This is a genomic window from Kribbella sp. NBC_00662 (assembly GCF_041430295.1).
Lineage (GTDB): Bacteria > Actinomycetota > Actinomycetes > Propionibacteriales > Kribbellaceae > Kribbella.
This window is the reverse complement of record NZ_CP109029.1, coordinates 5,907,535-5,922,454: the sequence shown is the minus strand read 5'-3', so window position 1 is coordinate 5,922,454 and position 14,920 is coordinate 5,907,535. Positions and strand designations below refer to the sequence as shown.

Genomic DNA, 14,920 nt, shown 5'->3' with positions numbered 1-14,920 from the left:
CTGTACTGCCCTTACTGCGGAGACGAGGACCTCAGGCCCTCCGAAGAAGGCCATGGCGCGTGGGAGTGCCGGCCCTGTGCACGGGTGTTCCAGCTCAAGATGATCGGGTTGCGGGTGACGGTGGAATGAGTGACTTGAAGACGATCGCCGAGGAGGCGAACGAGCGGCTCGCCGACGCGTCGGCGGTCGAGGTACTCGCCTGGGCGCGGGAGACCTTCGGTGACGAGCTGGTCGTGACCGCCTCGATGGCCGACGGCGCACTCCCCCATCTCGCCGCCGAGGCGGCGCCCGGGGTCGACGTACTGTTCATCGACACCGGCTACCACTTCGCCGAGACGATCGGGACCCGGGACGCGGTCGCCGCGACTCTGCCGATCCACCTGATCAACGCCACCCCGAAGCAGACGGTGGCGGAGCAGGACGCGGAGTACGGCGAGAAGCTGCACGACCGCGACCCGAACAAGTGCTGCGCGCTGCGCAAGGTCGAGCCGCTGAACCGGTACCTGGCCGGCTACAAGGCCTGGGTCACCGGCATCCGCCGCGAGGAGGCGCCGACCCGCGCCAACACCCCGGTCGTCGAGTACGACGCCAAGCGCGACATGGTCAAGCTGAACCCGATCGCACCGTGGACGCAGGAAGACCTGGATGCGTACATCCAGGACAACGGCGTACTCGTGAATCTGCTGCAGTACGACGGCTACCCGTCGATCGGCTGCGAGCCGTGCACGCAACGCGTCGCGCCCGGCGAGGACCCGCGCAGCGGCCGCTGGGCCGGCACCGGCAAGGTCGAATGCGGGCTGCACACATGACCGCGACCGTCACAGAGCTCGACGCTCTCGAGAGCGAATCGATCTTCGTGTTCCGCGAGGTGGCGGCGGAGTTCGAGCGGCCGGTGATCCTGTTCTCCGGCGGCAAGGACTCGATCGTGATGCTGCACCTGGCCCGGAAGGCGTTCTCGCCGGCCGGGGTGCCGTTCACGTTGCTGCACGTCGACACCGGGCACAACTTCCCCGAGGTACTGGCGTACCGCGACGCGGTCGTCGAGCAGCTCGGACTGCGGCTCGAGGTCGCGCTGGTCGAGGAATACATCGCCGACGGCCGGCTGCGCGAGCGCACCGACGGCACCCGGAACCAGCTCCAGACGATTCCGTTGCTCGACGCAATCAACGGGCACCGGTTCGACGCCGTGTTCGGCGGCGGCCGGCGGGACGAGGAGCGGGCCCGGGCGAAGGAGCGGATCTTCAGCCTGCGCGACGAGTTCGGGCAGTGGGACCCGCGGAACCAGCGGCCGGAGCTGTGGTCGCTGTACAACGGCAAGCACCGGCCCGGTGAGCACGTGCGGGTGTTCCCGCTGTCCAACTGGACCGAGCTCGACATCTGGAACTACATCGAGCGCGAGCAGATCCCGCTACCTTCGATCTACTACGCCCACGAGCGGGACGTGTTCGAGCGTGACGGCATGTTGCTTGCCGTCGGCCCGTACTCGCAGCCGCGCGACGGTGAGTCCGTTGCCAAGCGCACGGTTCGGTACCGCACCGTCGGCGACATGTCCTGCACCGGCGCCGTGGCCTCCGAGGCCCGGACCGCCGCCGAGGTGGTCGTCGAGGTCGCGGCCAGCGAGATCACCGAGCGCGGGGCGACCCGCGCCGACGACCGCGCCAGCGAGGCCGCGATGGAAGACCGCAAGCGAGAGGGGTACTTCTGATGAGCACCCTGTTGCGTCTGGCAACGGCAGGCTCGGTCGACGACGGCAAGTCCACGCTGGTCGGCCGGCTGCTGCACGACTGCAAGGCGATCCTCGCCGACCAGATCGCGCACGTGAAGACGGTCTCCGAAGCCCGCGGGGGCGACTTCGACTTCGCGCTGCTCACCGACGGCCTGCGGGCCGAGCGCGAGCAGGGCATCACGATCGACGTCGCCTACCGGTACTTCGCCACCGACAAGCGCTCGTTCATCCTGGCCGACTGCCCCGGGCACGTGCAGTACACCCGCAACACCGTGACCGGGGCTTCGACCGCGGACGTGGTGATCATCCTGGTCGACGCGCGGCACGGCGTACTCGAGCAGACCCGGCGGCATCTGGCCGTGGCGGGTCTGCTCCGGGTGCCGCACGTCGTCCTCGCGGTGAACAAGATCGACCTGGTCGGCTACGACGAGGCCGTGTTCACCAAGATCGCCAAGGACGTCAACGAGGTCGCCGACCAGCTCGGTATCGCCGACATCCAGGCCATCCCGGTCTCCGCTCTCGTCGGTGACAACGTGGTCGGCAAGTCCGGTGAGACCGGCTGGTACGACGGCCCGACGCTGCTCGAGTACCTGGAGAACGCCAGCGGGCGGATCGACAACTCCCAGCAGCCGCTGCGGTTCCCGGTGCAGTACGTGATCCGGCCGCAGACCGACGACGAGTACCGCGACTACCGCGGTTACACCGGAACCGTTGCCTCCGGCACCGTTTCGGTCGGCGACCCGGTGATCGTGCTGCCGGCCGGCCGGCGTACGTCGGTCGCCGGCATCGACCGGGGCGTCGTCACCGCCACGTCGACCGCCGTCGTCGAGCGGCCGTCCGCGGTCGCCGGCGAGGCGGTCACGGTCCGGCTCGCCGACGACCTCGACGTGGCCCGCGGCTCGGTCATCGTCGCGGCCGAGGCCTCCCCCGGCACCCGCCGGGAGCTGGCCGCCACCGTGAGCTGGTTGTCCGACCGGCCGCTGACCGTCGGGGCGCGGGTGCTGATCAAGCACACCACGACCACCGCGCAGGCGATCGTCACCAAGATCACCGGCGCGCTGGACCTCGACACGCTCGGAGTCATCGACGCCACCGAGCTGGGACTGAACGACATCGGCAAGGTGCAACTGAAGATCGCCGCACCGCTGGCCGCCGACCCGTACTCCAGCAACACCATCACCGGATCGTTCCTGCTGATCGACGCCCACGACGGGTGGACGCTGGCAGCCGGCATGATCGACGACGAAGAAGGGGAACTGCTATGACTGCGCCAGCTCTCGTAGTCCTCGCCCACGGCAGCCGCGATCCGCGTTCGGCCGCCACCGTCCACGCCCTGATCAAGTGCCTGCGTGAGATGCGTGCCGACCTGCGGATCGAAGCCTCCTTCCTCGACCACTGCCCGCCCACGCCGTACCAGGTGATCGGCAAGCTCGCCGCCGAGGGTGTGGAGGAGGTCGTCGTCCTCCCGTTGCTGCTGTCCGCGGCGTACCACGCGAAGATCGACGTACCGGCCGTCGTCGACGAGGCGCGTTCGCGGTTCCCGAACCTGCGGATCATCGCCTCCGACGTCCTCGGGTACGACGACACGCTGCTCGACGTCCTGGACCGCCGGATGCGGGCCGAGCTCAAGGACGGCCGGGTCCGCGAGCTGGACGCGCTGGTGCTGGCCTGCGCCGGGTCGAGCGACTCGCACGCGAACGCGAGCGTCACCCGCCTCGCGCGGCTGTGGGGTCAGCGGCACAAGCTCCCGGTCACGGCCGCGTTCGTCTGCGCCGCGTCGCCGTCGCCGGCCGAGGCCGTCCTGAAGTGGCGCCTCGAGGGCCGCCGGCACGTGGCCGTCGGCTCGCTGTTCCTAGCTCCCGGCGTACTCCCGGACCGTGCCGAGTCGACCTCCCGCCGCGCGGGCGCCGTCGCGGTCTCGGCACCGCTGGGCGTCAGCGCCGAGGTCGCACGCCTGGTCCTGCTGCGCTACGGCGTGGCCGGCCTCGACCTGCTCACGCTGGAGCCCGCTCCGCGTCCGGTCATCGCTCGCCCGGAGCTCGTCCGTACCGCCTAGAACCTGAGCGGATCGATGAAGGAGACGTCGGTGTACGGCGTCTCCTTCGTCGTGAGCTGGGCCAGCAGCTCGCCGACCCCGGCGCAGTGCTTGAAGCCGTGGCCGCTGTCACCGCCGGCGATCAGGACGCGCTCGTCGTACCGCCCGGCGAGGAACTGCCCGTCGAGCGAGTCCGTCACCATGCACGGCATCAGCTTGACCGGCTCCGGGTCGAGCTCCGGGAAGTGATCCGCGATCGCCGCGGACAGTTCGGCGATGTCCTTGCGCGGGTGGATGTAGCGGTCGAGTTCGTCCGGGTCGACGTCCTGGTCGCGTTCGGCGCCGTCGAGGCCGACCTTGACCAGGAAGTCCTCGTCGGAGCCATGCCCCCACAGTCCCTTGCCGTCGGCAAACTCCCAGATGAACGACGGGAAGTTCCGCAGCTGGAACGCGTCCGACGCCGGGTCCTTCGGCTGGAACCAGAACAACGGCGTACGCCGGGGTGACAGGCTGACCCTCGGCACGAGTTTGCTCAACCACGCGCCGGTGCTGATGACGACCTGGTCCGCGGTGATGGTCGTCGTCGGCGTCCGGACCGTCACCTCGTCGCGACCGACCTCGACGGCCGTCACCATCGTGTGCGGATACACCGTCGCGCCCAACCGCTGCGCCTCGGCGACGTGTGCCCGCACGGTCGGCTCGGCGTAGCAGATGCCCGCGCCCAGATCCCAGACCGCGACATCGTCAGGCGCCAGCGCGTACTGCGGGAACCGCTTGGCCAGCTCGTCGTGGGTGAGATCCGTGGTCGGCGCACCCGCATCCGCCGCGGCCTGCCGCGCACCCTTCACCGGCCGGCTCCCCGGCCCGCCGACGTTCAACGAGCCGGTCTGGCGGACGTACGTCTCGCCGGTCCCTTCCCCCAGCTCGGTCCACAACGCCAGCGACTTCCGCGCGATCTCGGTCAGCCCCGGATGCTCCATACACGCCACCCGAAACAACCGCGTCGCCCCGTGCGACGACCCGAACGGATGCCCGATCCCCTGCCGCTCGATCCCGACGACGTCGACCCCACGCGCGGCAAGCCGCCACAGCGCTGCCGAACCGAACGCACCCAGCCCCACCACCACGACGTCTGCACGCATGCGGACAAGTATCCAGGGTTACTGATGGGGGCCGGTGGCCGACTCCAGGATCGTCTTGATCAGATTGCCCAGGCGGGCCGAGACGCCGAACGTCGTCTCTTTGTGGACCGTCATCTTGTCGGTGCCGTCCGGGTTCTTCTCGATGGTGAGCGTCTCGACCTCCTTCGTCTTGCCCTTCGTGATGCACATGTGCAGGGCGCTGACCGCGAGGCCGGCCAGGATGACCAGTTCGGCACCGCCGAGGACGAGTTGCTTGTGGCCGGCGCCCGCCAGAGCCTCCTCGACCAGCGGGACGGTCTCCGGGTCGTTGGCGGCGACGGCAAGCAGGATCCGGCCCAGATCGGCGACGTCGGTTCGGTTGTCGAGCTCGACCTGGGTCTCCGCGTCCCGGGACACGCCCAGGGCGGAGGCCAGCAACTGCGCGGCCTCGATCGCGGTCGTTTCGTCGACGGTCTGGATGCGCTGGACGAGATCGGTCATCGGGAGCTCCTTGGGAGACGGCGGCTGAGCACGAACGGCGCCCATGCGAACGGATGGGGATGATCCTTCATGGTGGCGAGGCAGGCGGCTCGGTGAGCCGAGCCGATGTCCTCGAGGTCGCCAGGACGGTGACGATCGTAGAAGCTGCGCAGCCACTGCAGCGAGCCTTCCTGGCCGACGTTCCAGAGCGGACTGACGAGCGCGCCGCCACCCCTGCTGGTAAAGCCCTGCTCCAGGCCGAGCCGGGTCCCGCCTTCACCGATGACGGTTCGGCCGGTGGCGCATGCGATCGACACCACGACCTGAGGCGACCGCTCCAGCTCGACCAGATCCGTCCAGCTCAGCGCAAAGATGCCCAATGACGGATCAGCCTCGACCGGGAGCAGGCTCGGCGGCAGTCGCCCGTACGCCGACAGACAGATGCCCGGCCCCTCGCCCTTTCCGGTCGCGCTGATCCCGTGACACAGGAAAACGAGCTCGTCGACATCCTGGGCGAGATCGACCACCGAGTCGACCGTTGCCTGCAGCCCCTCCAGGACGCGTGCCGTGGGGCTGAGGCTGATCGCCGTACGGCTCAGCTCCTGAACGAACGACGGGGCATCGGCCGACTTGGGCACCGACACCACGCCAAGCGCCGGTTCCGGCGGCGAGTCCTCGGGTGACAGCAGTACGCGCAGGTTGGGACAAGTGCTCACCGACCGCTTGGCGATCCACGGCTCTTCCGGCCACCCGGCAGCGTGCAGCGGCGCCGCCGCCAACGCCCTACCGGGCAGGATCACCAGATCGGCCTTGGGCTCCAGGTGCGGCTCGATCGCGCCGGCGAGCACAGCGGCGGTCCGCCACCAGGCCTGCACGAGAGGATCGATCCGGAACGGCGCCACCGGGTTGGCATCGTCGAAGTGCGCCAACTCCTGCACTGCCGCGGCCAGCTCCTGCGCCGACAACGCAACCCGCACAATGGCCGGCTCCCGCCGAACGTCGCTCGAGACGACAACCGCAGTCACCTCCTCCAGTCCATCCAGCAACGCAATCACACAGGTCGGACGAGCAGGCTGATGCGCCCGAATCGCCGCAACCCAGTCCGGCAACTCCTCCCCTGGTGCCTGCGAACTCAACTCACGCCCATTGGCCAACTCGTACAGTGCCAACAAGTCGTTCGGCTCAGGGTTCGCTTGCGGTACAAGCCGTAGCAGGCTTTCGATGAGGTCAGCTACCCGGCGCATCCAGGTTCGCGCGTACGACGCCTCCTCGACGACGGGAACCATGGAGTCGATCTGCCGGATCGACCAACGGAACCAGTCCATCACGTCGGTACCTCGCTCGAGCAACCGGAGCCAGCCCCAAGCAACCGCGACGGGCGTAATCCTCACCGACAAGGGGTCACCAGGATCGGGGACCAGCAGCTCCAGGCTGCGCCGGGCGTCCGCGGTCTCCCCCGACTCAAGGGCGTCCAGTGCCATCTCCAGGCGCGCACCCACCAGAGCCGTCGAACCAGGCGTCGCCGGGAGCTCATCGGCAATCACCAGGTCGCGCATGTCGGAGCGGAACGCGGCGCACTCCGCGTCCGTCGGATGAGCCCGGATCGCGAGCGCCGCGACCGCGACCCGATTGTTCGGAGACAGTGCGCCCGGGAGGCTGTTCCAGGCGTAGTGAAGCATCGCGACCGCTTCGTCGTCGTGCCCTGCGGCAATCATGTGCTCGGCCAGCGCGATCAGGTACTCGCTCTCCGAGCTCACCGGAAGGCCGCGCACCGCGAGCGCCCGCTCCAGCCAGCGAACGGCTTCTTGCTCGTGGCCGACCGCCCGGCACAGCACGGCGAGGCTGTGCATCGTCGCGTGATCCTCCGGGTTCGCCTCGACGACCGCGGTCATCATCTCGTAGGCACGCTTGTACTCGCCGCTGTCCCGCAGCACGATCGCGATGTTGCGGTTCAGGATCGTGTACCGCCGCTCCTCGTCCGGCAGACCGGCGGACGCGAGCCTCGCTCGCTCGTACATCGCGATCGAGTCCTCGGCATGGCCGAGGTACCGCAAGGTGTTCCCGGCCTCGTTCCAGAAGTCGACCTGATCCTCCTGCGGGGCGTCGTCGACCGCGTCGGGTGCGACGTCGAGCAGATCGCCGAACAGTGTCCGGACGAGGTCGTAGTGCCCGAGGTGGTTCAGCCACATCGACGCCCTGCGGACGAAGTTCAGCAGCTCGGACGGTACGCCGCGCTCGAGCAGCGCGGTCCAGATTTCTTGCACGAGGGTCTCGGCGGCCGCCGGTTGTGCCGTCGCGATCCGTTGCGCGACGAGCGCGACGACCAGGCCGAGGTCGGTCACCTCGGGGTCCGAGGCGGTGTGTGCCACGAGGTCGGCGCCGGCCGCGAACTCCGCGTTCTGGAGGGTCATCGCCTGGTTCATCACGATGGACTCAGCGAAGAAGTCCCCGAAGCCGACCCGGTTCATCAGCGGTGCGAACTCGCGCTGGAAGTCCAGGACCGCCTGGTACTTCATCTTGCCGTCCGGAAAGAAGTCGGCAGCCGCGGCATTCCAGAGCAGCTTGGGCGCCAGATAGTCACCTAGCTGTCCCTCGACGAGGAAGGCGCGGTCGTCGACGTACACCTTGTCTCCCCGGCTGAGTCGCCAGAGCACCACGATCAGCTGGGCGAAGTGCTTCTCCCGAGGATTTTGTCGGTCCGCCAGCCGGCAGGCAGCGGCCAGCGCCAGCTCGGCACGGAACGCCCGGGCGGCTCGGCCGCCGAAGTCCTTCAGCCACTGCATTCGATCCTCGTCAGCGCCCGGTACGTCGTACAGATCGTCCACACAACGCTCCACGAGTGCGGCGATGGCGTCGTCGTCCAGCGAGCTGACCGGGACCGCTGCCGCCAGTCTGGTCGCGACCTCGGACAGCGCCGACTCGCGGGCTGCCTGCATGACCAGCTCGCCGACGCGAAGCCCGATCAGGAGCTTGCGCAGATCGACGAAGCGCTCGACCTCTGCGGCAGGGATCTCGTCGGCCGTACGCCGGTACGCCAGCTCGACGTCCATCGCCAGCAGCCGGATCGGTGTGATCTCCAGGGCCAATTCGGACGATTCCAGCCCACCGAGCGCCCCGGTCCGGAATCCGTCGAACAGCTCTTCGCCCGCGTCCCGCAACCAGCCCATGAGTACCTCGGCCAGTTCGGCGTAGCCGGCAACCCGCCGTACTGTGCTGCCGTTCGTCGGCGGTGCGAGCGGTTCGTCATCGGGCAGGTTGGCGACGACGACCAGCCGCGCTTTCGGGTTCGCGACCACAACTGGCACCGTGATCGAGAGCTGCGCGCCGCAGAAGTGGTCGACGACGTTCAGCTTCTCGTGGCAGATCGCCGCCAGGAGGTCGATGTCCTCCGGGAAACGGACAGCGGTGACCAGCTGCGGCAGCAGCATCGGCAGGCCGCAGTTCGAGCAGTCGACGACCTGCTCGGACCGGTCCGGCGCCTCCCCAGGCAACAACTCCCCCACCCCCAGAACAGACCCTAACGGAGCTGTGGCCCCAGCGCCCAGAGGTCGTCACAGACTGCGACTGCAGCTAGCGTGATATCTTGATATCTATGGCGAAGGACGCGACCAAGAACATCCTGCTGCGGCTCGACCCGGAGTTGGCCGAGCGGCTGCAGACAGTGGCCTCGGTGGAGGGGCGATCGGTGTCTGATGTGGCGCGGGAGGCGATTGCGGCGCTGGTTGATCAGCGACGGCAGGACAGTCAGTTCAGTCGGCTGCTCGAAGAGAACCTGAGTCGGCACGAGGAGTCGCTGCGCCGGCTCAAGGGCGACGACTGATGCGCTACCTCGGCCCGTACGACGTGCTGGCGATCGCGGCCCGGGTGCTGCGCTGCAGCTCGGCGGACGCAGTACTGCGGACCGATCTGAACGCGGTCGAGCGTGTGCTGGACAGCGTGCGGCTGACCAGTGGGTTGGCCGAGTCCGCGGGCGTGCTGCTCGCGGGGCTGGTGCGGGCGCGGCCGTTCGACGGGGCCAATCGCGTCGTGGCGGTTGCCGTCGTACTGCAGTTCGTCACGCTGAACCGGGCCGAGCTGCAGCTCGAGCCGGTGGCGTACGTCGACGAACTGCTCGACCGGATCGTGGCGGGCCAGGCGAGCCATCGCGAGGCGGGGGCGTTCATCCGGAGCCGGCTCGAGCACCGGCCGCTGACTCCTGAGGACCTGGAGGAGCACCTGCGGCTCGATCTGCTGCTCAGCGAGGAGACGTTGACATTCGATGTCGAGCAGGAATGGTGGAGGGGAGTTCGGATGTACGAGCAGTTCAGCGACCCGGCGAGGCGGGTCATCGTTCTGGCGCAGGAGGAGGCTCGCGGTTTCGACCACGCGTACGTCGGCACGGAGCACCTGTTGCTCGGGCTCATCACCGAGGGGCAGAGCATCGCCGCGCGGGTCCTGAACGCGGTCGGGATCACCGCGCCGGCCGTGAAGGACCTCGTGGTGGAGATCATCGGGCGTGGGAAGAGCGGCGCGGCGTCGATCCCGTTCACGCCGCGGGCCAAGAGCACGTTCGAGTACGCGTGGGGTGAATCGCGGGCGCGTGGGGCGGAGCAGGTCCGGCCCGAGCACCTGCTCCTCGGCGTACTGAACGACCGGGACGGCGTCGGCGGCCAGATCATCACGAAGCTTGCCGCCGACATCGATCAGGTACGCCGCAAGCTCGAGGAGCGGATGAACTGGCGCGAGCGCTCCGAATCACTCGTCGCCGACATGCTCACCGAGAGCGCCACCGCGAACTGGACGACGTACGGCCGCCGGCACCACCTGATCCACGAGCTCAACGCGCTTCTCGACGAGAACGAGCGGCTGCACGAGCAGGTCGCCAAACTCCGCGATCTGCTCCGCCAGCACGAGATCGACCCGGACAGCTGACCTCAGGCGGTTTCGACGAGCAGGCAGATCGCAGCCGTCAGGCACCAGAGGTTGGTACTCAGCAGGAACCCGCGCTCGAACAGCCCGAACACGACGCGCAGCCGGGGAACGAGCGCGATCACCAGCAGGACGAGCGACACCAGCGCGATGATCCGCAGTACCGAGAGGAAGCCGCTCACCGACGACCACGCCCCGACGGACCCGAGCTCGGGCGTCATCCCGGCGATCGCGGAGTACGTCAAGGCGAACGCGGCGACCGCGAACAGGTAGTGCAACCGCCCGGACCGGGTCAGCCTCTGCCCCTCCAGGTCGGTCGGGTACTTCAGCATGCCGAGCCGTGTCACCGGGATCAGGAACAGGAAGACCAACTGCAGCAGGGTCACGGTCGGCGTGCCGGGCTCGATCGCGAGCCCCGCGGCCAGCGCGAGGATGCCGACCGACGACGCCACGAGTGCCCAACGGAACAGCCATGCGTAGCGGCCGACGCCGTAATCGCTCACGGCATGGCGGATCGGGTGATATCCGGTCGGCAGCAGATGGAACGCGCCGAAGACGCAGAAGTAGCCGCCCATCCCCAGGACGGCAAGAGCCGCCAGCAGCAACGCCATGGGCGTAACCGTAGGTGGCCCGAGGGGCCGGGCCACCCCCTCATGTCAGGTTGCTGCCAGGCGCTTCTTCTCCTTCTCGATGTCGAAGTCCGCGACCGGCCACTCCGGGTTGAGCTCGCGTAGCGTCTCCAGGAGGATCGTGGTGACCGCCCAGTTGCGGTACCACTTGCGGTCGCTCGGGATGACGTACCACGGCGCCTCCGGCGTGTTACAGCGCTCGATCGCCGCGTGGTAGGCGTCCATGTAGTCGGGCCACAGCTTCCGCTCGTCGACGTCGGACGGGTTGTACTTCCAGTGCTTGGTCGGGTCGTCGAGCCGCGCTTCGAGCCGGGCGCGCTGCTCCTCCGGCGAGATGTGCAGGTAGCACTTCAGCACCGTCGTACCGTTCGCGGCGAGCTCCGCCTCGAAGTCGTTGATCTGGTCGTAGCGCCGGTCCCACACGTTCGGGGTGACCAGGTTGCGGACCCGTGCGATCAGGACGTCCTCGTAGTGCGAGCGGTCGAAGATCCCGATCATCCCCTCCCCCGGCAGCGCCTGCTTGATCCGCCACAGGAACCCGCGCCGCTTCTCGGCCGGCGTCGGCGCCTTGAACGAGGTGATCTTCAGGCCCTGCGGGTCCATCAGCCCCGCACCGTGCCGGATCACACCGCCCTTGCCCGAGGTGTCCATGCCCTGCAGCACCAGCAGCACACTGCGCTCGCCGCCCTTGCGCCCCTCGGCGAACAGCCGCTCCTGCCAGTCCGAGACCTCGGCGCCGAGACCTTCCAGCGCCACCTTGCCGTCGTCCTTGGAGCCGTCGAAGCCCGGGGTCGCACGCGTGTCGTACGCCGTCAGGTCAACCGGCCCGGCCGGAACCCGCAGCTGCTCGCGGATCCCAGCAGCGGCAGCCTTCTCGCCCTTCTTCTGCTTCGCCATCTCCACATCCTGCCTCATCCGCCCGCGACTTCAGCGGTTTTGCGCCGTCGCCACAGCACGATCTCGATCACGAGAACGGCCACGCCGCAGCCGAGGAGGGCAACCGCGCCCCACACGAACCCGCCGAGCAGAGCCAGGCAGTCTCCCTCCTCAGGGCACTCGGTTCGGGTGTAGTAGTCCGCCCCGGCCGCGATCGCCGCCAGCACCACGAAGACCGTCCCGCACAGGTAGGCCGCCGTACGGACCAGCCATCGGCCCGGCCCAGATCGGGCTGCGCCTGGTCCTGCCGCCGCTGTTTCACCGGCCGGCGCCGGCTGAACGCCGTTCGCGATCAGCACGAAAGCAACCAGGCCGGTCGTGAACTCCAGCAGGGCGAGTTCACCCTCATCCCGGTTCCAGATGAAGCGGAATCCGTCGTCGGTGATGCTCAGCCAGACCAGAAGGCCGGTCAGGACGGCCAGGGCGATGCCCAGCCACAGGCGTGCCTTCGGCGCGGGCCATGCGGTCACGACCGACGCCACTGCCGGGACGAACGCCAGCCCTCCGAGCGGCAGGATCCATTGCTCGGAGCCGAAGCCGGAGGTGTCGTCGAACTGGACGAACCCGCCCGCGACCAGCAGCCCGAGCGCGACTGCCAGCAGCACCAGCGAGACGGAGCGTCGACTCATCCGTCCAGAGAAGCACGCCCGGGGATCACATCTGGGGAGGACGCCGCGCGGGCGAGTGCGATCAGGCGGGACAGCGCGCGGAGGTACTTCTTGCGGTAGCCGCCCTTGAGCATGTCGGCCGAGAACAGCTGGTCGAGGGGTACGCCGCCGGCCAGCAGCGGGAGGTTGCGGTCGTACATCCGGTCCGCGAGCACGACCAGGCGCAGCGCGACGTTCTCGTCGGTCAGCGGTCGTACGTCGGTGATCGCCACCGTCTCGATCCCGTCGAGCAGAGCGCCGTACTTGCTCGGGTGCAGCTCGGCGAGGTGACGGTGCAGGTCGACGAAGTGGTCGCAGGAGGCGTTCGGGCGCACTGCGGCTTCCTGCTCGACCTTCTCGTCGGGCCAGGGATCGGGGGCGACGGGCAGGCCTCGGTGGCGGTAGTCCGGGCCGTCGATCCGGCGTACGTCGAAGTGCGCGGCGAGCGCCTGGATCTCGCGGAGGAAGTCGACCGCCTGGAAGCGGCCCTCGCCCAGCTTGTCGGGCAGCGTGTTGGACGTCGCGGCGAACTCGACGCCGGCCTCGACCAGCTGACCGATCAGCCGGGAGATCAGCATCGTGTCGCCGGGATCGTCGAGCTCGAACTCGTCGATGCAGATCAGGCGGTACGACGAGAGCTTCTCGACTGCTGTCCGTAGGCCGAGGGCGCCGACCAGGTTGGTGAGCTCGACGAACGTGCAGTACATCTTCGGGCCGGCCGACTCGTGCCAGAGCGAGGCCAGGAGGTGGGTCTTGCCGACGCCGAATCCGCCGTCGAGGTAGATGCCCTGCTTGTCCGGGACCGAGGAGTTGCGGCGGAGCCTGGCCCAGAGCGAGGGGGTCTGCCTGGGCTGGGCGAGGTTGGCGGCGCGCGCTGTGAGGGCCGCGAGCGCCTCGGACTGTGAGGGCTCTTCGGGGTTCGGGCGATAGGTGGTGAAGCGGGCGTCGGCGAATCTCGGCGGAGGGACGCACTCCGACAGCAGGCGGTCGGGGCTCACCTCCGGCCATTGCTCGCTCAACCGGATCACCATGGCCCAACCCTAAGCGAGGGAAAACTTCGGAAACTCAACTGCGGCCTTGACCGCTTTCTTACTTTCAGTTAGGAAGTTGGTAGGCGAACAACTGAGGAGTCTCCGATGGGCGAACAGCACGTGCGGCGGCGGACAGTTCTCAAGACAGCGGTGGGCGCCCTCGGCCTGGGGTCCGCGCTCGCGGCTTGCGGTGGCAGTGACAGCGGTGGCACCACCAGCGGCGGCAAGGCCGTGGTCCGGATGTGGTCGTGGTACAACGACCAGGAGGACCAGTTCCCGAAGCTGATCAGCGCGTTCGAGGCCGCGCACAGCAACATCAAGATCGAGAACCGGATCTTCGGCACCCCGGACCAGTACCTGCCCGCGTTGCAAGCCGCGGTCGCGGGCGGCGACGTGCCGGAGATCTTCGCGCCGCACACACGGGCGCTGACCTACGGCACCGGCGGTATCTCCGCCGACCTGAAACAGGAGCTCGGCGACGACTTCCTGAAGGACTTCTTCGACTCGGCCAACCAGGAGTACACCCTGGACGGCAAGCAGTACGCGGTCGGCTGGATGGCGCAGACGTTCGGCATCTTCTACAACCCGGACCTGCTGAAGAAGGCCGGTGTCGAGGAGGACGGCATCGAGACCTGGGACGACCTGATCGCGGCGTCGCAGAAGATCAAGGCGACCGGCAAGTTCCCGGTGGCGCTGAGCTGCAACCCGACGACGAGTTCGCTCGACTTCTTCCTGCCGCTGATCACGCAGGTCGCCGACGACCCGACGTACTACCTGAAGCTCGACCAGCTCAAGGACGGCGCGACGTACGAGGATCCGAAGGTGATCCAGGCGATCGAGCTGCAACAGAAGATCGTCAAGGGCGGTGTCTTCCAGCCCGGTACGACGGGCACCAGCGGCGACCAGGCGCCGCAGATCTTCTACACCGGGAAGTCCGCGATGCTGTTCAACGGCAGCTGGACCCCGCAGGGCCTGACCAAGGACGCGACGCCCGCGTTCAACAAGCTCTACAAGGTGATGAAGACGCCGGCGATCGCGCCGGGCAAACGGCACTGGACCGCGAACCAGGCCGGCGCCGGCTGGGCGGTCGCGGCCAACAGCAAGAACAAGGACGCCGCGCTGGAGTTCCTCAAGTTCATGTACTCCGCCGAGCAGTACTCCCCCACGATGAACGACTCGAACTCGATGCCGGCCACCAAGAGCGCCGCGGCCCGGATCGAGCTGCCGATCATGAAGCAGATGACGTCCTGGCTGCTCGACGGCGACGGCTGCCCGCACATCCCGTTCGGGCCCGGCTCGGTCGCGGCCGGCGATCCGCTGGCGAAGATCTTCGACGGTACCGGCGAGCCGGCGGCGGTCGCGAAGGCGATGCAGCAGGCGGTCCTGAACGCCAAGGGCGGCTGATCG

General features: G+C 68.5%; 14 protein-coding genes. 7 read left to right on the top strand and 7 right to left on the bottom strand.

Annotated features, from left to right (window positions below; genetic code table 11):
* Nucleotides 1–125 precede the first annotated feature (125 nt).
* The 4 genes from OHA10_RS29380 to OHA10_RS29365 are packed head-to-tail and all read left to right on the top strand — an operon-like array spanning nucleotide 126 to nucleotide 3,782.
* The gene (locus tag OHA10_RS29380) at nucleotides 126–809 is read left to right on the top strand and encodes a phosphoadenylyl-sulfate reductase (protein ID WP_371401993.1); all 684 of its coding nucleotides are present in this window, start codon (nucleotides 126–128) and stop codon (nucleotides 807–809) included.
* A complete protein-coding gene (gene cysD, locus OHA10_RS29375) occupies nucleotides 806–1,705 on the top strand; it encodes a sulfate adenylyltransferase subunit CysD (protein ID WP_371401992.1) in 900 nt (299 codons plus the stop codon). The genes OHA10_RS29380 and cysD overlap by 4 nt, the downstream gene beginning before the upstream one ends.
* Entirely contained in the window at nucleotides 1,705–2,991 is a 1,287-nt protein-coding gene (locus OHA10_RS29370; RefSeq protein ID WP_371401991.1) for a sulfate adenylyltransferase subunit 1, read from the top strand. The genes cysD and OHA10_RS29370 overlap by 1 nt, the downstream gene beginning before the upstream one ends.
* The gene (locus OHA10_RS29365) at nucleotides 2,988–3,782 is read left to right on the top strand and encodes a sirohydrochlorin chelatase (RefSeq protein WP_371401990.1); all 795 of its coding nucleotides are present in this window, start codon (nucleotides 2,988–2,990) and stop codon (nucleotides 3,780–3,782) included. The genes OHA10_RS29370 and OHA10_RS29365 overlap by 4 nt, the downstream gene beginning before the upstream one ends.
* On the opposite strand, the gene solA is transcribed toward OHA10_RS29365, so the two are convergent.
* The 3 genes from solA to OHA10_RS29350 are packed head-to-tail and all read right to left on the bottom strand — an operon-like array spanning nucleotide 3,779 to nucleotide 8,865.
* The gene (gene solA, locus OHA10_RS29360; protein WP_371401989.1) at nucleotides 3,779–4,903 is read right to left on the bottom strand and encodes an N-methyl-L-tryptophan oxidase; all 1,125 of its coding nucleotides are present in this window, start codon (nucleotides 4,901–4,903) and stop codon (nucleotides 3,779–3,781) included. The two genes, OHA10_RS29365 and solA, sit on opposite strands and share 4 nt — an antisense overlap.
* Nucleotides 4,904–4,921: 18 nt before the next feature.
* Nucleotides 4,922–5,383: a hypothetical protein gene (locus OHA10_RS29355; RefSeq protein WP_371401988.1), complete on the bottom strand. Its 462-nt coding sequence runs from the start codon at nucleotides 5,381–5,383 to the stop codon at nucleotides 4,922–4,924.
* The gene (locus tag OHA10_RS29350; protein WP_371401987.1) at nucleotides 5,380–8,865 is read right to left on the bottom strand and encodes a CHAT domain-containing protein; all 3,486 of its coding nucleotides are present in this window, start codon (nucleotides 8,863–8,865) and stop codon (nucleotides 5,380–5,382) included. The genes OHA10_RS29355 and OHA10_RS29350 overlap by 4 nt, the downstream gene beginning before the upstream one ends.
* A gap of 89 nt (nucleotides 8,866–8,954) precedes the next feature.
* On the opposite strand from OHA10_RS29350, the gene OHA10_RS29345 reads away from it, so the two are divergent.
* Both OHA10_RS29345 and OHA10_RS29340 read left to right on the top strand, forming a co-directional pair.
* Nucleotides 8,955–9,182 (top strand): ribbon-helix-helix protein, CopG family, encoded by a 228-nt coding sequence (locus OHA10_RS29345; protein WP_371401986.1) that lies wholly within the window; start codon nucleotides 8,955–8,957, stop codon nucleotides 9,180–9,182.
* On the top strand, nucleotides 9,182–10,273 hold the full coding sequence (locus OHA10_RS29340) for a Clp protease N-terminal domain-containing protein (RefSeq protein ID WP_371401985.1): 1,092 nt from the start codon (nucleotides 9,182–9,184) through the stop codon (nucleotides 10,271–10,273). The genes OHA10_RS29345 and OHA10_RS29340 overlap by 1 nt, the downstream gene beginning before the upstream one ends.
* 2 nt (nucleotides 10,274–10,275) lie before the next feature.
* Here OHA10_RS29340 and OHA10_RS29335 read toward each other — a convergent pair whose 3' ends face one another.
* The 4 genes from OHA10_RS29335 to zapE are packed head-to-tail and all read right to left on the bottom strand — an operon-like array spanning nucleotide 10,276 to nucleotide 13,513.
* A complete protein-coding gene (locus tag OHA10_RS29335) occupies nucleotides 10,276–10,881 on the bottom strand; it encodes a DUF998 domain-containing protein (RefSeq protein WP_371401984.1) in 606 nt (201 codons plus the stop codon).
* Nucleotides 10,882–10,926: 45 nt separating this feature from the next.
* A complete protein-coding gene (locus OHA10_RS29330; RefSeq protein ID WP_371401983.1) occupies nucleotides 10,927–11,796 on the bottom strand; it encodes a polyphosphate kinase 2 family protein in 870 nt (289 codons plus the stop codon).
* 14 nt (nucleotides 11,797–11,810) lie between these two features.
* The gene (locus tag OHA10_RS29325; protein WP_371401982.1) at nucleotides 11,811–12,464 is read right to left on the bottom strand and encodes a hypothetical protein; all 654 of its coding nucleotides are present in this window, start codon (nucleotides 12,462–12,464) and stop codon (nucleotides 11,811–11,813) included.
* A complete protein-coding gene (zapE, locus tag OHA10_RS29320) occupies nucleotides 12,461–13,513 on the bottom strand; it encodes a cell division protein ZapE (protein WP_371401981.1) in 1,053 nt (350 codons plus the stop codon). The genes OHA10_RS29325 and zapE overlap by 4 nt, the downstream gene beginning before the upstream one ends.
* A 105-nt stretch (nucleotides 13,514–13,618) precedes the next feature.
* Here zapE and OHA10_RS29315 point away from each other — a divergent pair, with 105 nt between their 5' ends.
* Entirely contained in the window at nucleotides 13,619–14,917 is a 1,299-nt protein-coding gene (locus OHA10_RS29315; RefSeq protein ID WP_371401980.1) for an ABC transporter substrate-binding protein, read from the top strand.
* Nucleotides 14,918–14,920: the final 3 nt, after the last annotated feature.